Origin of the sequence: Candidatus Amarolinea aalborgensis (assembly GCF_900491745.1) — a bacterium.
In the GTDB taxonomy this organism is placed as follows: Bacteria; Chloroflexota; Anaerolineae; order SSC4; family Amarolineaceae; genus Amarolinea; species Amarolinea aalborgensis.
This window is the reverse complement of record NZ_UETR01000005.1, coordinates 50,994-74,528: the sequence shown is the minus strand read 5'-3', so window position 1 is coordinate 74,528 and position 23,535 is coordinate 50,994. Positions and strand designations below refer to the sequence as shown.

The following is a 23,535-nucleotide window of genomic DNA, read 5'->3' as shown; positions in this document are numbered from 1 at the left end:
AAAGGGCAAAGGATCTGAACGCTGGATTTGGGTGGATGCAGCCTTGCGGCCTGTCTCTAGCCAGCGTTTTGGTCAAGAAAGCGTCGCCGCGTGCCACATCTTCCAGCGCTCAATCAAAATCCGGTTCTCGGCCACATTTTCAAGGAACGACTGGCGCCATTCGAGCCTGCTGATCTTGCCTGCCACCGCGATCAGTGCTCGGTAGCCTGTGTCGAGGATCGTGCCCGGCGAGACGGCTGCGTCACGCATTTCGACCGCTGCGAACACATCGGCGAGACACAGGTATACCCGCGCCGGCGAGTCCAGCCCTGCATTGCCATGTTCAACCAGGTCATGCCACACCTCGATCGCTAACTGGCGCGCCTCATCCTGCCGTCGCCTTGCCAGCGCGCAGCGCGCGGCTACGGCTTGCGTTTCGATCCTGTCCGCGTCTACGCCGATGCGAGCAAAGCCGGCGCTGGCTTCCATCAAATAGGCTTCCGCGGCATCCCAATGCCCCGCGTCTTCCAGAATGAAGCCCAGGTGGGCCTGACACGCGGCTTGACCAAAAGCGTCGCCGGTTGCCAGGTACTCCTGTAATGCCTGTTCCTCCATGCGGACAGCTGTGCCGTAATCACCAAGCCGCCAGTGTACGAAGCCTAAGTGGAGCATCTGATAGGCCTGGTATCTGCCAATGCCCATCAAATCGGCCAGCTCGAGTCCCGCTTCCAGCACATCACGCGCCTGTGTGTACAAACCCAATTGTGCGTACGTGAAGCCAAGATGTCCGTAATACTGACTCTCCAAATCCAGGTGGCGAACCTGGGCGCGCTTGGCGGCCTCCAAGCTCTGGGATAATAACTGCACGGCGCGCGCAAGGTCGCCTTCTTCGAAATAGTAAAGCGCTGCCGCCGCCGTCGCGTAGGCCTGAACAGTGTCATCTTCGGTCTTTTGCGCCTGCGCCAGCGTCTGCTCCACGGTTTGTTCGAGCGTCCCGCGTTCTCCCAGTCGCATCAAAGCCGTCACCTTGAAAGTCAGCGCTTCTGCCTCCAAAGCAGAGGCGTTGGCGCGGCCGGCTGCCGCGATCGCAACCTGCGCGGCCTCCAACTGCTGGCGATAGTCGGCCAGCGAGCCGGCGTACCGCGCAAGGCGCGTTTGGGCTTGCGCCCGCCGCGTGTCATCAGCGCTGGTTTCGGCCAGCTCCAACATGGCGGCGATGTCCGCTCTTTGCGCCGCTCGCTCTCCGCGGAAGAAGAGGGCTGTTTCACGCCCCCCAAGCGCCCGCCAGCGCTGCTCGTCATCCCGAGGCCCAATCCGCGCCAGGGCGCGGTCAAAGAATATTCTGGCTTCCCGCGTGGCGCCTTGCGCAGTGGCTCGCTCGCCCGCCCGCAGCCAGTACTCAACCGCTTCAGTGTCCAATCCCGCCTGGCTGTAGTGCTGCGCCAGGACTTCGGGCTGCGTTTCGACGAGAGGGAGAAAGTGGGCAGCCAGGGTCTCCGCAATCCGCCGGTGATAGTCCTGGCGCGTGCGCGTCAGCAGCGACGCGTAGACGGCTTCCTGAATCAGCGCGTGTCTGAACGCATACGTCCCCTGCTGCGTCTCGCCCTGTGGGCTGATTAGTTCCGCGGCGACGAGCTGCGCCAGGTCGTTCCGCAAACGGGCTTCGGTAAACGACGTCGCGGCGTGTAAGACAGCATAGGAGAACTCGTGGCCCAGCACCGCGGCCCATTGGGCGATTTGCTTCGCCGCACCCAACGAGTCGAGCCGCGCTAGTAACGAGTCGCGTAGGGTAGCGGGAATCGCCAGGGCGACTCTGGAGCTCTCCGCAACCTCACTTGCCTTCGTGTTGGCTTCCAGCAGGGTCTTGGTCACTTCTTCCACAAACAGCGGCACCCCATCGGTCTGCGCCACGATGCGCTGTCGCACCTCAGCGCCGAAGCTGCTGTGGCCCGTCAGATGGGAAACCAGGTGCTGGGCCTGCTCCTGGCTCAAGGGCTTGAGCGTCATGGGGAGGATGGTCGCGCGGGCCAGCCACGTGGGGGTGAATGTGGAGCGAAAGGTCAGCGCCACCAGGCATGGGGCAGCCGCCAGTGCGTCGAATGACCGATCGAGCCACTCAATGGTGGTAGGATCACTCCAGTGCAGGTCTTCGATGACCAGCACCACTGGCTGCGCCGCTGCCTGGCGCTGCAGCAGCGCTACGAAAACCTCGCGCATGTGTTCACGCTGCTCTGCGGCGATTGTTGACGGGGGCGGCGCTTCGGTGGGCAACCCCAGTAGGAGCGAATATAGCCAGACCGTCGCTGGTTGAGCCAGGTCAAACCGTGCCAGGGTGGTGACCATTTTGTCGCGCATGATGGGCGGAGCATCATCGGGCGCAACACTGCACATCTGCGCCAGCAAACGGACGATGGGATGCAAGGCCGTATTCTGGTAGTAGGGCGAGCATTGGGCGTCTAGCCAGCTCACTGACGCGGGGAGAGACTGTTTCCACTGCCACAGTAGGCGCGATTTGCCGATGCCTGGTTCGCCGCTCAGCGTAATCACCCGGCCGTGTCCTTGCTGCGCGGCAACCAGGCACGCGCCCAACTGTGTCATCTCACTCGCACGGCCGACAAATGGGGACAGCCGCTGCGCGTGGGCGAACCAGTCCAAGCGGCTTTGGGCGCTGGGCGCTGTCTTCACGCGGTGCAGTTCCACCGGTTCGGCCAAGCCGCGTAACACCCGACGCCCCAGATTCTCGCAGTCGAACCAGCCATGAACCAGGTGTTCCGTCGCCGATGAGAGTATCATCTCGCCTGGTCCTGCTTCTCTTTGGCACTCACGCGCCACGCCAGGCGCCGCGCCGATGAACTCTGGTGCGCCTGCGCCCTCATCGTGCACGACCATCGAGTCGGTATGAACACCAATCGCGATCGGCCTGTCCGCCTGCCGTGCGGCGATCAGGGCCAGTCCTGCGTGCACCGCGCGGCGGGCTGCATCTTCCTGGTAGCCGAAGTAGATCAGACATTCATCGCCCTGACAGTAGCCGCGTTGGCCGCCGTAGCGGGCGAAGATGCCCTCGCAGTGCTGTCGGCAGCGCACTATTTCCTCGTAGAGCGCTTCGGGATCGTCCTGATCAACCGGGGCTTTCGGGCCGCGGATCAGCGCCGTGACCTGGCGGCGCTCATCGCTTCTTGCCTGTGCACCACCGCTCGACAGGCGCGTGCGGACCCTGGCGTCTCCGACCGGCTGGATTTCCCCTGTTTTGATTTGCTGGTACAGCGCGGCCGCTTCTGCCGAAGGCTCAATACCGAATTCAGCGGCCAGGGTGCGGCGATAGGACTCGTACTGATCTAGCGCGGCGCCAGCCTGCCCATCCATTGCCAACGCGCGCATCAACTGTAATTGCGCTGGGCCGTGCCACGGTTCTAGAGCCGCCAGGCGCCGGGCGTACTGTTGCACCTGGTCATGCGCGCGGCGCTGCTCAAAGTAAACCACTAACTCGGCCAGCGCCTCCACGACCTGCCTGTGACGTAACTCCTGCTCGATCAGCAGCCATTCCTCGAACGACACGCCGTCGCGCAGGGAGAAGCCGGCCAGTAAATCGCCGCGGTACAAGGCCACCGCCTGCTGCAGTCTTTGCGCGCAGACCTGGCAAATTTGGTCGTCGGGGTGCTGATGCTCCCGACGGGCTTTGATGAGGTCTGTGAAACGAGATACATCAAGCTGATAATCGCTGAGAGGATTGAAGTGGATGTCCTGGCTGGTGTACAGTAAAAAGGGCTGCTGCGCCGCGCGAACTGGCCTGCCATCCTCGTGCAGGGCCTGTCGCAAACGTAACAAGGTTTGGCTGAGATTGTGAGCGGCCTTCTTGGCCGGCAACTCGGGCCACAGCAGGGCGGCCAACGCGCTGCGGCGGTGAGGCCGGCCGGATTCAATGGCGAGGTAGGCCAGGAGCGCGCGCGCCTTATCCGTGCCAAAGGTCGTGATCGGTTGACCATCCAACCGCGCCTCGAAGCCACCAAGCAAAGAAAGTGTGAGGTGGGGCATTGGTTGTCGTGTCCATGTCGTGGTGTGTGATCTGCGGGTGGCGACAACTTTAGAATGAGATTATACAACAGTCGGCGCGAAACTGAAAGCGGTGAGCGTTGGGGCGGCGTTGTGAGAATTTTGTGATAGGGCGCCTGTATACTAAGTCAACGAGCGAAGAAAGGAGCGCGCAGCATGGAACGAAAGCTCAGTTACGCGTCATACCTGTTGCGTTTGAGGCAGGTTGAGAACAATCGCCGCCTGGTCTGGATGCCGTCGCTCCAAAGTACGGCCACCGGCGAGCAGCACCCGTTTGCAGATCTGGATGCGCTCGTCGAATTTCTGCGCGCTGAGTTCGGATCATGCGAGTTGGCGTCTGAGCCGGAACTCGTGGTATAGAGCGAATTGGAGTTCAGCGATTGCGGGAATCGTTGAGGGCGAACAAGACGTTGGCGCGATCTTGAACGGCGACCAACGCCTTGCACGAGATACTACAAAACTTACCACTAAATCACGCTATCGAGGTGCACTGTGACGAAGACACACATGGTCCGCAGATTGATGGGCGGGGCAATCATCGCCCTGCTCTTGATACTTACCTTCCTGCCAATGCGGACGCTTGACCAGGCGCCAACCAGGGCAGCGTCATCTTCTACTTTTCAAACCATCGCGCCAAACGGAGACCTCAGTCGCGAACGCTTCAAGTCCGACGCCGGCGAAGGTGCAGAAATTGCCGACTACTTTCAGTACCGCTTCGATCAAATGAAGGACGCCAGCGGCGCTATCCCCGATGGCGCGCAAATGAAGGCCCTGGCGCAGCGCGCGACCATGGAGCGGCAGCGAGCGAACGGCCTTCGACCCTACGTCGTCGGCATAGACAATCTCAGTTGGACCAATAGTGGTCCTGGCAACGTCGGCGGGCGCATTCGGGCGATCCTCCCCATCAGTGCCGCGACTGTGTTTGTCGGCGGCGTGTCCGGCGGCATCTGGAAGACGACCAACTGCTGTTCGACCAGCACCACCTGGACGCCGCTCAACGATTTCCTGGCGAACCTGGCGGTCAGCAGTTTGATCCTGGATCCCACGGATGCCAATGTGATGTACGCCGGCACCGGCGAAGGTTTCTTCAACGTGGATGCCGTGCGCGGCGCGGGTGTTTTCAAAAGCACCGATGGCGGCGCCACGTGGAATCAACTCGCCAGCACAAACAATTCGAGTTGGTACTTTGTGAACCGGCTTGCCATCTCACCGAATGGCGCCACGCTCCTCGCGGCGACGAACACCGGCATATATCGCAGTACTGATGGTGGAAGCACCTGGACTCGGGTCGAATCCAGCTCCTACTACAAGGATGTGAAGTTCGACCCGACGGACAGCACGAAAGCCATCGCGAGCAGAGCCAATTTTCAAGTGCGGTACTCGACGGATGGCGGCGTGACCTGGCTTGTTGCAACCGGTGTGGCCAGTGGAACTTCTGCGCTTGATCGAGTTGAGCTCGCTTATGCGCCAAGCAATCCCTCTATTGTGTATGCCAGCGCCGGTCCCGCAGCCGTCGTGTACAAGAGCACGGATGGTGGACACACCTATGCGTTGGTGAATGCCGACGCGGGTTATCAAGCCAGTGCGAGCTCTCAGTACTGGTACGACAATACGCTTTGGGTGGATCCCACTGATCCGAACCATGTCGTCGGCGGCGGTCTCGACTTGTACCAGTCCACTGACGGCGGGACGACGTTTACCAAGATCAGCGATTGGACCAGGGGTTGGCCGGATGATCCGCCCTCGCCGCACGCCGATCACCATGCCCTGGTCTCTATTCCCGGCTCCAGCACCGCGCTGCTCAATGGCAACGACGGCGGTCTCATGTATACCAGCAACATTTTGACGGCTGGGAACAATCCGCCCGGTTACAATAATGGGTGGGTGTATTTGAACAACAACCTGGGGATTACGCAATTCTACGGCGTGTCGGGGAACGGCAACGGCGTCCTGTATGGCGGCGCCCAGGACAACGGCGTAGCCAGGGGCACGCCCGGCGCACCCAACGCATGGACCTATGCGTTTGGCGGTGACGGGGGCAAAGCCGTCGCCGACCCAACCAATCCCAATTACCTGTACAGCGAATACACCAACGCTCAGGTACATCGCAGTAGTAATGGCGGATCGAGTGCAGATTTTATTTATGGGACCTATTACAATGGCAGCGCCTGGGTCTGCCGCGCCGCGCCGTACCGGATAGACGATGCGTGCAATGGCGCCGCGAATTTCATCGCGCCCATCTTGCTCGATCCGAACAACGCCAATCGGCTCCTGGTGGGAGGCTTGTCCCTTTGGGTCACCAACGATGCGCGGACGCCGTACGTCTATAACAGTCCGACGGGCGGACCGCAATGGACGGCGATCAAAGCTTCGATTGGCAGCAACATTGTTTCCATTGCCGTTGCACCGAGCAACTCGAACGTGATCTGGGTGGGCTATGCCAACAGCCGCATTGATATGACAACAGATGGCGGCGCTACCTGGACGCGCGTGGATACGAATATCGGCGCTAACAAGCCTGGGACGCAGGTTGGCGCCATTGCCATTGATCGGAACAATAGCAACATCGTCTATGTGGGATTTACCGGTTTTGGCGCTAATCGCGCGTGGCGCACGGCTGATGGCGGCACAACTTGGACTAATATCACGAGCAATTTGCCCCAGGCGCCGATCTATGCGTTTGCCATCAATCCCTCCAACGCTGCCTGGCTCTACGTCGGAACCGAGATCGGCATCTTTGCCAGTGTTGATACTGGCGCAACTTGGAACGTGCCAGCAGGCGCCGCGAACGGCGATGGTCCCGCTAACGTTGCAACGTTCGACCTGCAATGGATGGGCGGCGGCAACAGCACCGGTTCCACTATCTTGATCGCCGGCACCCACGGACGCGGCGCATGGACGGTGGATGTCTCTCCATCGTCGAATGTGAATACCTACGCCGACCCCGGCCTGGTGTGCGGCGGCAATTCGCCGTGCTATGCGACGATTGGCGAAGCGATGACCAATGTCGCGTCCGGTGGCACAGTCACGATTTATGCCGGGACCTATCTGGAAAGCGTTACGACGGCCAGCAGGACCGTGACGGTGAACGTCGTGGGAGACATCACCGTCAACGATTTGTCTCTGTATAACAACGCCACCTGGAATGGTGGAAGTTATGCGATCACGGTCAACAACTTCAATCTCTTTGGCGGAATCTGGAATGCGGACAGTTCGACATTAACTGTCAATGGCGATTGGACAGGGGGTGGAACCTTCAACGCTGGCACTGGCGCCAGCGTCTTTGCCAAGAACGGCGTTGTAACGGCAAACGTGCCTGCTCAGACAGAAGGCACCCTCTCTTTCTGCAATCTCGCGATCAACGCCAACACCACCGTGGACACGACCGATGACTTTATCAGCGCGGCGACCGGCGGAGCCTGTACCCAATTCACTCAGAATGGCAAACTGCGTCGCGTAGCCCCGCAGCAAACGGTCATCAACTTCGGCGCCTTTACGTTCAAAGACGCGCGCAATCGCGATGCGGTCATCCTCCAGAAACAGAGCGGCAACAGCCTCTTTGACACGAATATCACCATTACATCGAATCAGCAACCGCCTTCGGCTTGTGGCGTCAATCCGTTCCCGACAACGCCGGTGTTACGCCAATTCGACCTGACGTCGAGCGGCGGCACGGCTCCCTATGGACCGTACCGAATGCGGCTGTACTTTTCCGCCAACGACCCAAATGAAGCCAATGGGAACACCGTTGTTCCTCCCTACACCCTGGCAATCTATCACTGCAATGGCACGAGCTGGGAAAAATATGTCGGCTCCGGCGGTAGTGATGCGAATGGTGTGTATGTGGAATCATCAGCGGCGACCTGGAGCACCGGCTCGATCTTTGCCATCGGCGCCTCCGGCGCCAATGTTTACTACTCCCAAGGTTCTCTCAACGCTGGCGCTCTCGCAAGTTGGAATACGTCACGAGGCGGTGGCGGCAGCCAACCCGCTAACTTTAACGGCCCTGACTATTTTGTGATCCAAAATGGTCACAGTATGACCACGGGGAGCGCCTTTACGCTGTCTCATGCCGATTCACTGCTCCAGATCGAAAGCGGCGGCGCGTTAACGGTTAACACGGCTGATATCTCCGTCATGGGTGCGCAAGTTGATTCTGGTGGGACGCTAACCATCAACAGTGGCCGCGCGTTGACGATCAACAACGGCAGTCGCGCTCCCGATATGACCGTGAGCGGGACTCTCGTCAATGCTGGGACAGTTACAATGATCGGAACCGGTTCCTTTGGCGCAGGCAGTGTCTACCAACATGCGAGAGACGGCGGAACCATTCCAACGGAAGCATGGAACGTAGCGTCAACGGTTTTGTTTACAGGGATTATTAGTAGTGTGCCAAGTCCATTCCAAGCCTTTGGCAATGTCACCTGGAACTCCACAGGTCAAACAGCCAATATGAGTTTGTCAGGCAACTTAGCAACCGTTAATGGGAATTTGACGGTCACATCCACCGGTACTGGCTCGGTGCGCCTGGCGAATTCTGCCACCGCAACAAACAATGTTGCCGGCAATGTGCTCGTGAATGGCGGGACGCTCTATGTCTCAGGAAGCTCCGGCGCGCTGACCTTGAATGTTGGCGGGAACCTGACGGTGAGCAGTGGAAACTTCTATATCTCAGGCGCATCCGGCACAACCAATCCGACAGTCAATGTGGCCGGAAACGTGATCCTCAACGGGGGAACACTGAGACCTAGCTTGAGTACCGGTGTCTCAACTCTCAACGTCGCAGGCAACTGGACGAACAGCAGCAGTTTCATTCCTGACTATAGCACCGTCGCTTTCAATGGCTCCGCGGCGCAAAGCATCGGCGGCAGTGTGGATACAACTTTCGCCTATTTGACCATCGTCAACACCAGCGCCGACAGCGCCGGCGTCAGCCTGGGCCGGAATACGGTAGTCAATAACCTTCTCACCTTGACCGATGGTCTGCTGAAGGTCGCGGCATACAACCTGACCCTGGGCGCGGGCGCAAGCATCAGCCACCTCGGCTCCACGGCCAGCATGGTCGTCACCGATGTGGACGGCGCGGCCGCCGGCGATGGCTTCCTGTGCAAGGGTTACAGCGGCAATGGCAGCTTCGAGTTCCCAGTCGGGGATGCTTATGGCGCGACGGAGTACTCGCCGTCTACGCTGAACTTCACGGCTGACCTGGGCGCCAGCACCGTCTGCGTGCGGGTGACGAACGCGCGGCATCCGAACTGGCCGGGGGCAAACTACCCAACCTACATCACGCGCTACTGGACTGCCACCAGCACTGACAGCACCTTCACCTGCGCCGCGTCCTTCACCTACACGGATGGCGATGTGGTGTTGGGTGGGACGCCGGCGCAAACCGAGGCTGACCTGTATCACAAGGTATGGGACGGAGCGAGCTGGACGACCAAGAACCAGGCAGACGTTGACACCAATACGCTGTCCAGCGTGGTCAACAGTTTCTCCGACCACACGGCGTTCTCCGGCTCACCCCTGGCCGCCATGCTGGCTTCTTTCGACGCTGAAGCCTATCCAGATCACATCCTCGTCACGTGGGAGACCGTCAGCGAACTGGGCAACCTCGGCTTCAACCTCTATCGCGGCGCGTCGGCGACTGGGCCGGAGCGCCAGTTGAATCAGACGCTGATCCCGTCGCAGTCGCCGGGCAGCTCCAACGGTTTTGTCTATACCTGGGAAGACGCCGCTGATTTGGTTCCCGGCGTCACGTACTATTACTGGGTTGAGGCCCTGGACATCTACGGCGTGACGACCAGGTATGGGCCGGTCAGTGTAGACTACACGACGCCGACGGCTGTGCGGTTGGTCCAGATGTCCGCCACACCGACTTGGCCGCGCATCGCCGTCCTATTGGCGACTGCTGTGTTGCTGGCTGGCCTGGCAACCCGTCGGCCGTGGACGCGCACACGGTAATCGGCGCGGCGGAGCACATCAATCGGCGCCCTGCATGAAAAAATGAGACTTGCCCACCCAGCAAGCCTCATTTTGTTGCCCAAGGTCCGTTGCTCCTGCACTGAGTTGGGTTGTGGCGGCAGCTCTATCAAACCCCAGGTTGCCGTTGGCCGGCGCGCATCCCTTACACTTCGTTGCGCGGTTGCAACGTTTGGGCGCCTTCTGCGTCTAACGCAGAGCAGGCGTCATGTAGGCGCCCTGGTTTTCGACATTCTATTTTTGCCGGGGCAAGTGGAGCGTTTGATCCACGACATGGCGGCATGACAGCCAGAAGGAGATCAATTGTGAGCAAGAAATCGGCGAAACAACAACGAACGTCGGCGGCGCGCAACAACGCGCCGCTGCTGATAGGCGCAGCCATTGTCCTGGTGATCGGCATCGTGGGCGCTGTGCTGCTGTCGCAGAGAACCGCCAACTCGACCCAAGGCGCTGTCGCCCAGGCGCTGCGTCCGGAGATTACCGTGAATGAAGCTGCGTCCTTGCGGGACCAGGGCGCCTTCATCTTGGATGTGCGCGAACCGACTGAGTGGAACGACTATCACGTTCCAGGCTCAACGCTCATTCCGTTGGGCGAACTGGCTAGCCGTGTGCAAGAAGTGCCGAAGGACAAGCCGGTCGTGGTCGTCTGCCGCTCCGGCAATCGCAGCCAAACCGGGCGCGACGTGCTGCTCAAGGCTGGCTTCACCCAGGTGACCAGCCTGGCCGGCGGGTTGAAGGGCTGGCAGGCCGCAGGACAGCCGACTGTGACTGGGCCGTAACGAACGTGGAATGCTGAACAGGGAATGCTGAATGTACTTTGCACGCGGACTCTCTTCCCCCCATTCAGTATTCCGCGTTCAGAATTCAGCATTAAAGAAGGCCTTGACATCCAGCCGGTTCGTGGTGACGCGGCCCGGCGGGAGCGCGGCGAGGACGCTGTGACCATAGAACTTGTGCAAGAGGCGCGAGTCGAGCAGCGCGATGACGCCGCGGTCAGATTCGGAGCGCATGAGGCGGCCGACGCCTTGCTTGAGTGCCAGCGTCGCTTCGGGCAGCATGAGTTGGTAGAAAGGCTCGCCGCCGCTGGCGCGAATCAGGCGATCACGGCCGGCCACCACCGGGTCGGACGGCACCGGAAAGGGCAGGCGGTCAATCACCACCAGGCTCAGCGCCTCGCCGGGGATGTCCACGCCTTGCCAAAACGAGCGCGTGGCAAAGAGCACGGCATCGCCCGCGGCCTGAAACTGGCGCACGAGGTCTGCGCGCGGGGCATCCCCTTGCTTGAGCAGGGGATACCTGACGTGCGGACTGATTGTGTCATACAGGTAGCGCATGCGGGCCAGCGAGGTGCACAGGATGAGTGCGCGCCCGCCGCTGTAGGTGATCAACCGGTAGACTTCGCGCGCCAATTCGAGTTGATACGTCTCCTCATCGCCGTTGCGATCCGGCGGCGTCAGATGGGGCGCGGTGTAGATCAACACGCTGTTAACGTAGTCAAAGGGGCTGGGCACGTCCAGCGTCACACAGCGCTCTGGCGCGCCCACCTGGCGGCGAAAGTAATCATAGCCGTCGGACGTGCGCAGCGTGGCCGACGTACAGATGACCGTCTTGACCTTGTCGAAGAGGTGTTCGGCCAGGAAATCGCTGACTTCCAATGGCCGCTGGATTACGAAGATGGAGCGCGGGTCGCCGTCATTCATGCGTTCGACGAAGCGCACCCGACCCGCAGGCACTTCGGCCGCCATCATCTGCAGTTCAAACTGCGACAGCGTCAAGTGCTCCACGAAGCGCCGGAACTCCGCGTTCATCTCCTCGCTGCCGTAGGGCGTTTTGATCGTTTGCAGCGCCTTGGCCGTTTCCTGTAAATGCAGCGCCAACTGCGCCATGTCCGGCTGCGCGCCAAGCAGCTCCCAACGCCCAAACGCCTCGCGCGGCGCATTTTCGGTCAAATCTACAAACAGAGTGTTGTTGTCGCGCTGCAACTGGCCGCGCAGGTCGCCCGGCAGGTTGTAGTTGAGGTGATTCGAGTTGATGATGCCCTGGATTTTGCCATAGGTCAGTGTCAACTGCAGGGCTGCGGCCGTGTAGTTCGCCAGCTCGTGCGCTTCATCCACCACCACGACATCGGGCATGGGAAAGAAAGGCGTCTCGCTGTTGAGATTCAGGGCCAGCAGCGAATGGTTGACCACGGCCACATCCGCCTGTTCCACACGGCGTTTGGCCCGCTCGTAGAAGCAAAGACGGATGAGCGGGCAGCGGTTCCCCAGGCACTCATGATTTTCAATGGTCAGATGCGGCCGCAGACGTTCTGGCAGGTTCAGCGCATCCATCTCGCCTGAATCGGACTGCGCCCACTCGATGAAGCGGCCGGCGCTAAAACCGGCCTTGAGATGCTCATCGGTCGGTCGTTTCGCCATCTGGTCGAGCTTACGATTGCAGATGTAATTGCTGCGCCCTTTGAGCAGCGCCGCCTTGAATGGTCGCGGCGCGACCTGCTGCAGCGCGGGAATGTCCTTCAGCCAGAGCTGATCTTGCAGTAGCTTATTGGCGGTGGCGACCAGGACTTTTTGGCCTGACCAGATGGCCGGCGCCAGGTAGGCAAACGATTTGCCTGAGCCAGTGCCGGCTTCGATGAGCGCATGACTGGCGCTGCGTATCGCTTCCAGCACCGTCTCCGCCATTTGTAATTGGCCTGGACGAAAGACATAGCGGTTGCCCAGGTAGCGCGCCACCGGCCCCTCTGGTCCCAGGACGAAGCGCAGATCCACCTCGCGCAGCGGCGCGGCGGCGCGCGGCGCTTCTGGCTCTGCGTCTGGCAGTTCGACTTCATCCCAAATTGACAGAGGGGGCGTCGGCGTCTCCGCAAACGGATCATCGGCCGCGCCAAACGGCTCAGGAACCACATCGCGGCGGCGTGATGGGCGGCCGCGCGGTTCGGCTGCTTGCGCAAGCGCGTCAAGCAGCGCCTGCGCCTCTTGATTGTCCGGCGCCAGCGCCAGGAGGTCGTGCAGAATGTTGAGGGTGCGCTGATGCTGGCGGCGCTTCAGCGCACGCTGGGCTTGCGCCAGGGCAAAGCCGATGGCCTGCTCGCGCCGCGCAGGCGCTTCACCGATCGCAATGGGCAGGCGCAGCACACGCGCGCGCAACGCCAAAGCCTCGGCCAGCAGAATCACGCCGCGCCAGGCGCGTGGATTGGCCTGTTTGAGCAGGGTGCGGGACATCTGGATCAACTGGTCTGCGCGCGCCTGTGGCAGCTCGGCTAGAATCTCTGACGCGGTTTCGCCGCGCTCACCGTGTGGCGTCATGGCCGCGGCCGCGCCCGCGACCGCGAGGCGCCACAACTGCAGAGTTTCGTCTGGCGCGCCTGGTCGTTCGCGCAGTTCGGCGAGCAGCGCCAGGCCGCGTTCATACTCGCTGCCGGCGAGGCTGCTGTCCGCGCTTTCTTCTCGTGGATCGGGTGTATGGTGGCTCATGGCGTCTACTTGCAGAGCAGGCTTGACCTGCTTGGGTGTTCAGGCTGGCTGCGAACCAGCCGTGGTGCGCCGCTGCTCGAAGCGCTGCACAAAGCTGAGCACTGTGAACGCCTCGGCAATGTCCTCCAGGCTCACCAGGCCCAAGAACTGTTCGTTATCGTACACGGCAACCGTGCGCGCACCCTTCTCGCTCATGATGTCTCGCACCTCGTGCAGCGACTGGTCTGCGTTGACGCGCACGAAGTCGCGACGCATCATTTGGGTTACATAGAGATCGCTGGTTTCTGTGTTCAGCGCGCGCAGCACATCCTCGCGCGTGATGATGCCCAGCAGGCGGTCGCCCTGGGTCACCGCGAAGTCGGGCTGGTAGCTGGTGAGGATGTGGCCCACCACCTTACTCATGCGATCGCCCACGGTCAGGGAGATGGCGTGCCGATTGTAGGCGTCGCGCACACGCAGGGTGTCCAGGACGGTGCGCGCCTGCGCCTCGGAGCTTTCTTGCCCGGCGCCGGTGAAGATGAAGATGGCAATCAACGCCAACACGAAGTTGCCGCTGAGAACGCCAACGATGCCCAGGATGATGGCCGCCACCTGGCCGATGCCAGAAGCGATGACCGTGGCGCGGGGGTAACCCATGGCCATGGCCAACAGTGCGCGCAACACGCGGCCGCCGTCCAACGGAAAGGCCGGAATCAGGTTGAAAATCACCAGGCTGAGGTTGGCGGACAACAGCCAAACCAGCAGCGTGGAGAGCGAGGGCGTCATCTGCAGGCCGCTCAGCAGACCACGGCCATCGAGCACGTTGAGACCGATCGCAAAGCCGCTGATGAGCAGCAGAATGATGGCGATGACAACGTTGACCAGCGGGCCTGCAATGGCGATCAGCAGTTCGTGCAGCGGCTTGTCGGGGTTGCGGCCGATGACGGCCACGCCGCCGAGCGGCAGCAGGATGATCTCGCGCACGGGAATACCAAAATGCAGCGCCACCACGCTGTGTCCCAGTTCGTGCAGGGTGACGCACGTGAAGAGAAGCAGCATCAGAAGGACGCCGAAGGCCGCGCCGCTCAGGCCGGCTGGCCCGCCCCATTGAACCGCCCCCAGAATGAGAATGAGGAAAAAGGTGATATGGATCTTGATGTCAATCCCAAAGACCTGGGCGATCCGAAACGACCAGCTCATCGAATGACCTCCTGACTGTGGTTTATTCTATAGTTTACCAGATTGTACGACGTTCTCGTTTTACGTCAATTATTAGACTGCCCTGGCCGGGCTGACGTCACCAGGACGGCCAGCAGCAGGATTAACCACAGGTGAGCGTTTGTTGCTTGCGCCCGGTGGACTGTGGGGAATCAAAAAGGACGCCGATCCGTCAAGGTCGGCGTCCTTTTTGATTATGACCGCCCAGCTCGTTTACAGGGCGACGGTGCCTGCGGCGCGGGCGCCGCGATAGAATTGGCCCCACAGATGGCTGGCCGCCAACTGGACGTAGAAGCTGGCGCCGGCGCTGATGAGCCAGGCGGCGATCCAGCCGCAAATCGGGATGAAGGCCAGTACGCCGGTAACCAGGCTAACCACCGCGCCCAGAACGATGCCGGCCACGATGATGACCAGGACGACCGTCAGGTAGCCGGAGACATTGCGCCGAATGTCATCGAACAACACGCTGAACTTGAACATGTCGCTCAGCCTGTTGCTCAGGGCAAAGCGTACAGTGGCCGCGGGCAGGATGACCAGCACGGCCAGCGTGTAGAGCAAACCCAGGCAGCCGAAGAGGAGACCGGCTCCGCCCAACAAGGCCCCGAAAGAGTCTTGCGCGGATTGCGAATCGCCCACGGCTGCGCCCAGGCCGCCGCCAATCACGGCGAAGAGGCAGCCGAGGATCAGCAAGGGCAAGAAGTAGACGATCACGCCGATGGTGTAGATCAACCCGCGCATGAATATCGCGCCAATGTCGTCCCACGTGGGCAGGGGCCGCGACTCATCTTCGACGACGTTCTTGATCACGTCCAGGCCGTAGCCGCTGGCGGCCATGCCCAGAATGGGCACTGCGCTGATGACCGCGCCCACGAGCACCTTGTTGGTCCACTTCTCATCGTCGAGCGGGAAGGTGAAGGATTTCTGAATGTCCAAAAAAGTCCCCTCCTACTGCAGCTTGATGGCGCCTGAACTCACACCGATGCCGACCGCAATCGCGGCGACAATCGCGGTGATCACAGCGAAGACAATCCACTGCGCGATGATGGCAACGATTACAGTGATGATCGCCTTATTCTGATCCAGGTTCATCGAGGAACGCGTGGCCAGGTAGCCGAGATAGATTTGGTAGAGCCCCAAAATCAGGCTGACGGGGGCGAACAGACAACCGAGGACTGGAATGTTGCCCACGATGCCGGTGACGGCCAGAATGGGCGCGGTGTAGAGGGCGCAGGAGTAGAACACCTCATCCTGCGTGCCCGTGCCGCCCTGCTGTTTGCCCATCCAGTTGACGACAAAGGCAAAGATAAAGAAGGACAGCAACGGGGCCACGAGCGCGCCCACCAACGCGATGATGGCGCCGCCAATACCACCGGTGATAATGCCGACAATCAAGGCGACGATGCCGGCCAGGCCCGCGGCCACGGCCACATAGGTCAGCGCCTCGCGCTGGCCGCCGTGCTTCTCGAACTGCTCGAAGGTTTCGATGCGGGGTTGGGTGAGCACCTTGATGCTCTGGTTGATCATTTCGCTGAAATTGACACCCTGAATCATGACAATGCCTCCTGCGATCGTGATGAGAAAAAAAGAGAGAATTGGGTGGGAGAACCGTGGGGATCAAACAACAAGACGCATTATAGCAAATTTCGATGCGTCTGGCAATCCAGGCCAGTCGGGATGCGTGGTTAAAACGGTAAACCCAGCGCCTGGGTCAATGCCGCGCGGCCGGCGTCAATCAGCGCGATGAGGGTCAGGCTGGAGGCAAGGCCGAGCGCCAGCGTCATAATGAGATGCCGCCACGCGCGTGCGCGGTTGGCGCGGCGCAGAATCAGCAGAACCATTACCGTCAGCACCAGTGTCAGCATCAGCAGTGTGCCCAGCGCGCTGATCAGCGCCAGGGGGAACAAGATGGCTTCCACGTCGCTCTGCAGCGCCAGCACGAGCAGCGCGCCTACGCCCACCAGCAGGGCCAGCTCGCGCACATGGTCAAGCGAGCGCTGCGGGTCAGGCTGCGCCCAGGCCGTCAGGTTGAAAACAGGCCATACCAGGCTGATCACGGCAAATCCTTGCAGCAGGCCGGTGCTCACGCGCAAGATATTGTGCGGCTCGTACAGATGCGGCATGCCAGGGAAGAGAGTCAAGTACGAATTGACGCCATCGAAGGCCCAGAGACCGAGGAAGAGAAAGAGTACGCCCAGCACCGGCGTGGCTGGCAGCTCGCTGGCGCGCCCGCGCCTGCGGATCAAGAGATAGAGCAGGCCGGCGACCGCGCCCAGGTACTGGCCGGTGCAGCGCGCACAGAGCGGCATCTGCCGCTCACCGATCAAGAAGGAACGTACGGTGATGCGATGGCAAACCGCATAGCCCACTTTGTCGGCTTTGTCGAGCAGCCCGCCCGGCGCCAGCAGCGTGATGCCGATGATGGCGATCACGGCCAGGCCGAGCAGCAGCCAGTCGCGGCGGCTGTCGGGAGGCGATGGATCGGGATACTGCCAGGACGAAGGGTGAACGGTCACGATTCTGTCTCCAAATGGGCGGCAGTCTACCAGGGGCGCGGACGCAGCTTCGGTTTGACCGGCTTGGCCGGCGGTGGGCGCACCGGCGGCGTGACCTGGCCGGCCAACAGGTCCGCCAGGTGCACGGCTGGCGCTCGACACCCCTCGCGAGTCAGCCCGCTCTTGAGGTGCAGCAGGCAGCCGGGGTCACAGGTGACCACAAGATCAGCGCCGCTGGCTTCGATATGGCGAACATGACTTTCGAGAATCGAGTCCGCTATCTCCGGCAGATTGAGTGCAAAGGGGCCGCCAAAGCCGCAGCATTCATCGGATTCGCGCCAGGACACCAACGCGGCGCCCTGTACGGCGTTGAGGAGCGCAGGCGCCTGGCCTGCGCTGTGCAGATCGTGCAGGAGATGGCAGGCCGGTTGGTAGGCGATCTTCCCTGCGTAGGCCACCTCCGGATCGCTGACGTGCAGGATATCAACCAAGAACTGGCTGAATTCCCACGTGCGGCCGGCCAGCGTCGCCGCCCGTGGATCGTTGGGCAGAAGGCGCGGGTACTCGAGCTTGATCATCGCCGCGCAGGCCGCGGAGGGCACAACGATGTTCTCGGCATCGGCAAAGAGATCACAGAAATGCTGCGCCTGCTGGATGGCGTCGTTGACGTAGCCGGCTTCGAGCGCAAAGCGGCCGCAGCACTCCTGCGTCGGTCGAAAGTTGACCTGGCCGCCGTGTTTTTCTAACACCGCTACCGCGGACTCGCCGGTGTCAGGGTAGAATAGGTCAATCAAGCACGTGACAAAGAGGTCGCAGGGAGTCACGCGGCCGCCTCAGGGATGGCGGCCAGGTGAATGCGACCGCCCGCCAGCGATGTGACCTGCACGAGCGCATGAACCGGCGCGCCAAACCGCTGTAGTTCTTGGCGACCGTTTTCGAACACCTTCTCGATGACAGCGCCGAAGCCGACGATCTGCGCGCCGGCTTGCAGGACCAGGTCGCCGAGCGCGGACATGGTGGTGCCGCGCGCCATGAAGTCATCCACGATGAAGACGCGCGCGCCAGGCGCAATGACATGTTTACCCAGGAAAAGCTGCACTGGTCGCTCTTTGGTGCGGCTGTAACTGTTGATCACATAGAAGCCATCCTCAGCCAGCGTGACCGGGCGGCTCTTCTTGGCAAAAACAACGGCCGCCGGGTGCGGCCACTGCTCGTTGTTGAGGACGATCGCCATGAAGACGGCCACGCTGATGCCGCTGGCTTCGGCCGTGAGAATGACATCAACTGGCTGGCCTTTGACCAGATGCGCCAGCGCGTCGCCGCAGTAGGCGCTGAACGCATAGTCAATGCGGTGATTGAGCAGGGTGTCCACACTCAGGATAGAATCGTTGACCACACGTCCGTGCTCTAACACCATGCGGTTGATGCGATTCAGAATGGTCATGGGCTGTCAGGCCTCCTTCGTTAATCTGACGTGCGGATTATACCACGCCATGGCCTGATTGAAAATGAGGATAGGGAGATGACCGATAGCAGAAGGGGCGCTGCGGGGTTTTTCATGTCCTACGCAGCGAGTCAGATCGGGGTTGACGCTCCGGCTCACTTTACTGCACCGTAATCAACGGCGCCAGTTTGCCGTACGTCACATCGCCAATGCCCTTGACTTTTTTCAGATCCTGCGGGCTTCGATAGGGCCGACCTTCCACGATGCGCTGCGCCATGGCTGGCCCGATGCCGGGCAGCTGCTGCAGCTCGCTGAGGCTGGCGGTGTTGATGTTGATCTTGGTCCCGGGCGCGAGGGTGGCTTTGGCTGGCGGCAGGTTCGAGAGGTTGGTGGGCGCGACGGTGGGCGTTGCCACTGGTCCGCTGACTCCGACCGGCGGCGATGTCGCCTGCGCCACCTCGCTCGCTACATGCACCTGCGCGCCGTCGTACAGCGGCTGGGCCAGATTGATGTTGGCGCGGTCGGCGTTTGGCCCAAAGCCCCCAGCCGCGCTGATTGCATCCTTGACGATCGCGCCTGGCGTGAGGACATAAACGTCTGGCTTGGATACGGCCCCGCTGACGTAAACGCGCAACGGAGACGGCGTCGGCGTGACTGTGGGCAGCGGCGTCGCCGTGGCCGTGGGCGGCGGAATGATCTCGATGGGGGTAGGCGTTGGACGGCGCACGAACAGCGCAACGCCGCCCAGGCTGAGCAGCCAAAGCAGAGTCAGGGCCAGGGTCTTGAAGTTGCGCTGCATCCAGTCGTTCATAGGCGCCGTCCGCCGGTGGAATGAGGCATGGAGCCTTCAGAAGCGCCTAACGCACGCACCGGCTCTGATTTCGCGCGCGGCTGGTAATACATTCACCCGGACTTTGCGCCAAATGACAATCGCCCGACGCCTGACGCGCCGGGCGATTGGAATCGCGGCAACCTCGACGTAGCCCAAGAAGGTGGGCTACGCCCCAAAACTCACATACATCCCTAGCCCACGGCCACGTCGGGGGCGCTGGTCGCGGGCGTGGTCAAGGCCGGGACGCTTGCTTCGGGTGTGGACACCATTGGCAGAGACGTAACCATGCTGCGTAAGATGGTCAAGAGGTCAATGGGCAGGGGGAAGATGATCGTCGAGTTCTTCTCCACGGCGATTTCGGTTAGCGTCTGCAGGTAGCGGAGTTGAATGGCGATCGGCTCGTCCGACATGGTCTTGGCGGCGTTGCGCAGCTGCACCGCAGCCTGGAATTCACCTTCGGCATGAATGATCTTGGCGCGCTTCTCACGCTCGGCTTCGGCCTGCCGCGCCATCGCGCGCTGCATCGTTTGCGGCAGTTCCACGTCCTTCACTTCCACGATGGAGACCTTGACGCCCCACGGTTCGGTGGCTTCGTCAATGATACGCTGCAGCTTGGAGTTGATGCTTTCGCGATGCTGCAGCAGCTCGTCCAGTTCCGACTGGCCCAGCACGTTACGCAGCGTTGTCTGCGCAATGTTCCACGTCGCCCGGCGATAGTCCTCCACGTTGACAACCGAGGCCGATGGATCCACCACCCGGAAGTAGACGACCGCGTTCACTTTGACGGTGATATTATCCTTGGTGATCGCTTCCTGTGCCGGCACATCGAGCGTGATCGTGCGCAGATCCACCTTGACGAAGCGATCCACAAACGGGATGATCAGGAAGAGACCCGGTCCCTTGGCGCCAATCAGCCGCCCCAGGCGGAAAATGACGCCGCGCTCGTACTCCTGTACGATCTTGATGGCCGATGAGGCCAGAACGAACAGCAGCAGAACGATAAATCCAATAACGGAATACATACTCGAACCCCCTTTTAATTTGGGCAGGCGCGCCCGATGGGTTTGCCTGCCGGCTTCTGACTGATGACAGTCCTCATTCGCTCGCGGCGCGGCGCAACAGCCGCATGCCGTTGAAGATGACGATCAGCGAGGCGCCCATGTCGGCGAAAACCGCCATCCAGAGGGTGGCGGCGCCAAACAGGGCCAACGTCATGAACACCGCCTTGATGCTCAGACTGAGAAGGATATTTTGCTGAACGATGCGCCAGGCGCGACGGCTCAAGGCGATCAGCGTTGGCAGCTTGCGCAAATCATCCCCCATCAACACGACATCGGCCGTCTCCAGCGCCTGGTCGCTGCCCGCGCCACCCATGGCCACGCCGACTGATGCGCGGGCGAGGGCGGGCGCGTCGTTGACGCCGTCGCCCACCATCGCCGCCGCGCCATACGTCGCCAGCAGCGCTTCCACCGCGGCCACTTTCTGCGCCGGCCGCAGGCTCGCACGCACCTCATCCACGCCAGCTTGCCGGGCAATGGCCTGTGCGGTGCGCTCATTGTCGCCAGTCAGCATGACGGTGTGGGTGATGCCCGCACGCTTAAGGCTGACCAGCGCCTCGCGCGCATCCGGCCGCACGCGGTCAGCCACGGCCAGTAGACCGAGCACCGGCCCAGTCGCTCTTCCCACCAGCATGACCGTCTTCCCGGCTGCCTCCAAATCGGCCACAGCCTGGGTCAGGCCAGGCGTCAGGATCTGCCCGAACTCTTCAAACAAGGCCACGCTGCCTACCAGGATATCGCTTCCCGCCACCAGCCCGCGCGCGCCACGACCGCTCAAGGCCTGCACCTCCAGCGCGGGTATCACCGTGAGACCTCTTTCAAGCGCCGCGCGCACCACAGCCTGCGCCAACGGATGCTCGGAGCGGCTTTCGACGGCTGCGGCCACGGCCAGCACCTCGTTGGCTGTCATCCCAGCGTCTGGGTTGGGCGTCAGGTCGGTCAGGGCCGGTTCGCCCTCCGTCAACGTGCCGGTCTTGTCAAAGGCGACGACGCGCAAGCGACCAACCGCCTCCAGATAGGCGCCGCCTTTGATCAAAATGCCCTGCTGCGCCGCGCGGCTGATGGCGCTGACAATGCTGACCGGCGTGGAGATGACCAGCGCGCAGGGGCACGCGATCACCAGCATGGTCAGCGCCCGGTAGAGCCAGCCGTGCGCTCCGTCGGGCAGATTCCAGAAAGGCTGGCCGGCCAGGAGCGGAGGCGCCAGGGCGATGAACAGCGCGCCCACCACCACGGCGGGAGTGTAGATGCGCGCAAAGCGGTCAACCCAGCGCTGCGTGGGCGCCTTCTGCGCCTGCGCCTGTTCTACCAGGTGAATCAAACGGCTGATCGTGTTATCGGCCGCCAGGTGCGTGACCTGCACTTCGAGCGCGCCGCTGCCATTGAGCGTGCCGGCAAAGACCTCGGCGTGCACGGCTTTGTCTACCGGCGCGCTTTCGCCGGTGACAGAAGCCTGATTGACCGTGGAGCTGCCAGCCGTGACGATTCCATCCATGGCGATGCGTTCGCCCGCTTTGACCAGGATCAGGTCGCCCACGCGCAGTTCAGCCACGGGCACGCGCGTCTCATGCTGCGCGCAGAAGGGGCAAATCCCGCCGCTGTAGCCATCCTGTCCCAGATGCTCCTCGCAGTCCAGACAGCCCGTCAGGCGGGTGGCCGTGGCCGGCGCCAGCGTCAACAGGCTGCGGATGCTCTGGCGCGCACGATCCATCGTGTAGGCTTCAAGCGTTTCGCCCAGGCTGAAGAGGAACATGACCAGCGCGGCTTCCTGCACCTCCCCGATGACCAGCGCGCCGACGGCTGCCAGCGTCATGAGGAAGTTCATGTCCAGCTCGCGATTGATCCACAGCGCGCTGAGTCCCCGTCGCGCCACGAACCAGCCGCCTGTGGCGGTTGCGAGCACAGCCACGGCATTGACCATCCAGCCGGCCGCGCCAGCCAGCGTCAGCGCGCCAGCCGCCGCCAGCAGCAGCCCCGCCAGCAGCGTGGAGACATCTCGCGGGTGCGCCGTGAGGAAGCGCACGAAGGCTGGCGCTGTTTCTTGCGCGCCCGTGGTTTCTGCGCCTTCTTCCTTCACCGCATAGCCCAGCCGATGGATGCGTCCGGCGATGACGCTCTGGTCCACGGCATCGGTGTCATACTCAACCCACATCTTGCCGGCCGTGAAGTTGACCGCAGCGTTCAGCACCCCGTTCAGCTGGCCCACCCCGCGCTCCAGCTTCAGGGCGCAATCGGCGCAGTCCATGCCTTCGATGGTCAACTCACGGTGACGATAGCGCTGCTGCACGCTGATGCCAGCCTCGCGCGCATGCTGCTCCACCATGGCCATCGTCACCAGGCTGGGGTCATAGTGGAGGCATAGTTGAGCCGCCTGGCCGCCGTTGTGATCGAGATGGGCCTCGAAGAGGCCGCCGCGCTGGCGCAAGGTCTCCAACAGACGTTCGGTGCAGGGCTGGCAATCCCCGTTTGCAGGTAAAATGACCGGCAGGTCAAGTTTGATCTTTTGCACAGAATCACCCATGTCGCACGTGATCGAGACCTTGCTCGAACAGGCGTTGAATATGATCATCGTCCAGGGCGTAGAAGATGTGGCGTCCGGCGCGGCGCATGCGCACCAGGCTCATCTCACGCAGGTAGGCCAGTTGGTGCGAAACCGCCGACTGCCCCATGCCCAAGAGCGTGCTGAGATCGCTGACGCACAGTTCTGGCGTCTGCGCCAGCGCCGACATCAGACGCACGCGTGTTGGATCGCTCAGCGACTTGAAAAGATCAGCCAGACGCGCAGCTTGCTCAGGCGCCAGCAACGGAACAGCCTGTTGCAAGGGATGTTCATCTACCATGTTGATCACACTGGGATCCATCAAATCCGCCGTTCATTCGCTAACATATGAATAACCATTCATATGTTAGCACAGGAAGCGCCGTTTGTCAATCTGCCGTGCGGTGCTTTGACCTGCCCATGACCCTGTGATACAATCGAAACAGCGCATGCAATACTTGACCAGCGCTGAGCGACTGCCTGTTGCTCTGG

15 protein-coding genes are annotated in these 23,535 nt (G+C 61.6%); 3 read left to right on the top strand and 12 right to left on the bottom strand.

Annotation, left to right across the window (positions count from 1 at the left end; translation table 11 throughout):
- Window positions 1-72 precede the first annotated feature (72 nt).
- Entirely contained in the window at window positions 73-4,011 is a 3,939-nt protein-coding gene (locus ACPQ6D_RS08480; RefSeq protein ID WP_423223881.1) for an ATP-binding protein, read from the bottom strand.
- A gap of 174 nt (window positions 4,012-4,185) precedes the next feature.
- Here ACPQ6D_RS08480 and ACPQ6D_RS08475 point away from each other — a divergent pair, with 174 nt between their 5' ends.
- The 3 genes from ACPQ6D_RS08475 to ACPQ6D_RS08465 all read left to right on the top strand — a co-directional run bounded on the left by ACPQ6D_RS08475 (window position 4,186) and on the right by ACPQ6D_RS08465 (window position 10,787).
- On the top strand, window positions 4,186-4,389 hold the full coding sequence (locus tag ACPQ6D_RS08475) for a hypothetical protein (RefSeq protein ID WP_423223880.1): 204 nt from the start codon (window positions 4,186-4,188) through the stop codon (window positions 4,387-4,389).
- A gap of 147 nt (window positions 4,390-4,536) precedes the next feature.
- A complete protein-coding gene (locus ACPQ6D_RS08470) occupies window positions 4,537-9,990 on the top strand; it encodes a hypothetical protein (protein ID WP_423223879.1) in 5,454 nt (1,817 codons plus the stop codon).
- 323 nt (window positions 9,991-10,313) lie between these two features.
- Window positions 10,314-10,787 carry a rhodanese-like domain-containing protein gene (locus ACPQ6D_RS08465; protein WP_423223878.1) on the top strand — a complete coding sequence of 158 codons (474 nt, stop codon included), beginning with the start codon at window positions 10,314-10,316 and terminating at the stop codon, window positions 10,785-10,787.
- A 78-nt stretch (window positions 10,788-10,865) separates the two neighbouring features.
- Here the strand turns inward: ACPQ6D_RS08465 and ACPQ6D_RS08460 are convergent, their stop codons facing one another.
- The 11 genes from ACPQ6D_RS08460 to ACPQ6D_RS08410 form a co-directional block, all read right to left on the bottom strand.
- A complete protein-coding gene (locus tag ACPQ6D_RS08460; RefSeq protein ID WP_423223877.1) occupies window positions 10,866-13,481 on the bottom strand; it encodes an ATP-dependent DNA helicase in 2,616 nt (871 codons plus the stop codon).
- A 39-nt stretch (window positions 13,482-13,520) separates the two neighbouring features.
- Window positions 13,521-14,660, bottom strand: a complete 1,140-nt coding sequence (locus ACPQ6D_RS08455; protein ID WP_423223876.1) for a site-2 protease family protein — start codon at window positions 14,658-14,660, stop codon at window positions 13,521-13,523.
- 231 nt (window positions 14,661-14,891) lie between these two features.
- A complete protein-coding gene (locus tag ACPQ6D_RS08450) occupies window positions 14,892-15,611 on the bottom strand; it encodes a DUF4013 domain-containing protein (protein WP_423223875.1) in 720 nt (239 codons plus the stop codon).
- A gap of 12 nt (window positions 15,612-15,623) precedes the next feature.
- Window positions 15,624-16,229 carry a Yip1 family protein gene (locus ACPQ6D_RS08445; RefSeq protein ID WP_423223874.1) on the bottom strand — a complete coding sequence of 202 codons (606 nt, stop codon included), beginning with the start codon at window positions 16,227-16,229 and terminating at the stop codon, window positions 15,624-15,626.
- Between the two features lie 131 nt (window positions 16,230-16,360).
- Entirely contained in the window at window positions 16,361-17,191 is an 831-nt protein-coding gene (locus ACPQ6D_RS08440; RefSeq protein WP_423223873.1) for a DUF2085 domain-containing protein, read from the bottom strand.
- Window positions 17,192-17,217: 26 nt separating this feature from the next.
- Window positions 17,218-17,994 carry a (Fe-S)-binding protein gene (locus ACPQ6D_RS08435; protein WP_423223872.1) on the bottom strand — a complete coding sequence of 259 codons (777 nt, stop codon included), beginning with the start codon at window positions 17,992-17,994 and terminating at the stop codon, window positions 17,218-17,220.
- Window positions 17,991-18,614 carry a phosphoribosyltransferase family protein gene (locus ACPQ6D_RS08430; RefSeq protein WP_423223871.1) on the bottom strand — a complete coding sequence of 208 codons (624 nt, stop codon included), beginning with the start codon at window positions 18,612-18,614 and terminating at the stop codon, window positions 17,991-17,993. Before ACPQ6D_RS08430 ends, ACPQ6D_RS08435 begins: the two co-directional genes overlap by 4 nt.
- A 160-nt stretch (window positions 18,615-18,774) precedes the next feature.
- Window positions 18,775-19,425: a ComEA family DNA-binding protein gene (locus ACPQ6D_RS08425; protein ID WP_423223870.1), complete on the bottom strand. Its 651-nt coding sequence runs from the start codon at window positions 19,423-19,425 to the stop codon at window positions 18,775-18,777.
- Window positions 19,426-19,637: 212 nt separating this feature from the next.
- Window positions 19,638-20,468, bottom strand: coding sequence for a slipin family protein (locus ACPQ6D_RS08420; RefSeq protein ID WP_423223869.1), 831 nt, complete (start codon window positions 20,466-20,468; stop codon window positions 19,638-19,640).
- A 73-nt stretch (window positions 20,469-20,541) separates the two neighbouring features.
- Entirely contained in the window at window positions 20,542-23,013 is a 2,472-nt protein-coding gene (locus tag ACPQ6D_RS08415; protein ID WP_423223868.1) for a heavy metal translocating P-type ATPase, read from the bottom strand.
- Between the two features lie 4 nt (window positions 23,014-23,017).
- On the bottom strand, window positions 23,018-23,365 hold the full coding sequence (locus ACPQ6D_RS08410; protein WP_423223867.1) for an ArsR/SmtB family transcription factor: 348 nt from the start codon (window positions 23,363-23,365) through the stop codon (window positions 23,018-23,020).
- Window positions 23,366-23,535 lie beyond the last annotated feature (170 nt).

Coding starts and splice junctions, on each gene's coding strand:
- ACPQ6D_RS08410 (WP_423223867.1), bottom strand. CDS start 23,365: ATGGATCCCAGTGTGATCAACATGGTAGATGAACATCCCTTGCAACAG.
- ACPQ6D_RS08475 (WP_423223880.1), top strand. CDS start 4,186: ATGGAACGAAAGCTCAGTTACGCGTCATACCTGTTGCGTTTGAGGCAG.
- ACPQ6D_RS08470 (WP_423223879.1), top strand. CDS start 4,537: ATGGTCCGCAGATTGATGGGCGGGGCAATCATCGCCCTGCTCTTGATA.
- ACPQ6D_RS08445 (WP_423223874.1), bottom strand. CDS start 16,229: ATGATTCAGGGTGTCAATTTCAGCGAAATGATCAACCAGAGCATCAAG.
- ACPQ6D_RS08420 (WP_423223869.1), bottom strand. CDS start 20,468: ATGTATTCCGTTATTGGATTTATCGTTCTGCTGCTGTTCGTTCTGGCC.
- ACPQ6D_RS08480 (WP_423223881.1), bottom strand. CDS start 4,011: ATGCCCCACCTCACACTTTCTTTGCTTGGTGGCTTCGAGGCGCGGTTG.
- ACPQ6D_RS08430 (WP_423223871.1), bottom strand. CDS start 18,614: ATGACCATTCTGAATCGCATCAACCGCATGGTGTTAGAGCACGGACGT.
- ACPQ6D_RS08460 (WP_423223877.1), bottom strand. CDS start 13,481: ATGAGCCACCATACACCCGATCCACGAGAAGAAAGCGCGGACAGCAGC.
- ACPQ6D_RS08455 (WP_423223876.1), bottom strand. CDS start 14,660: ATGAGCTGGTCGTTTCGGATCGCCCAGGTCTTTGGGATTGACATCAAG.
- ACPQ6D_RS08425 (WP_423223870.1), bottom strand. CDS start 19,425: ATGAACGACTGGATGCAGCGCAACTTCAAGACCCTGGCCCTGACTCTG.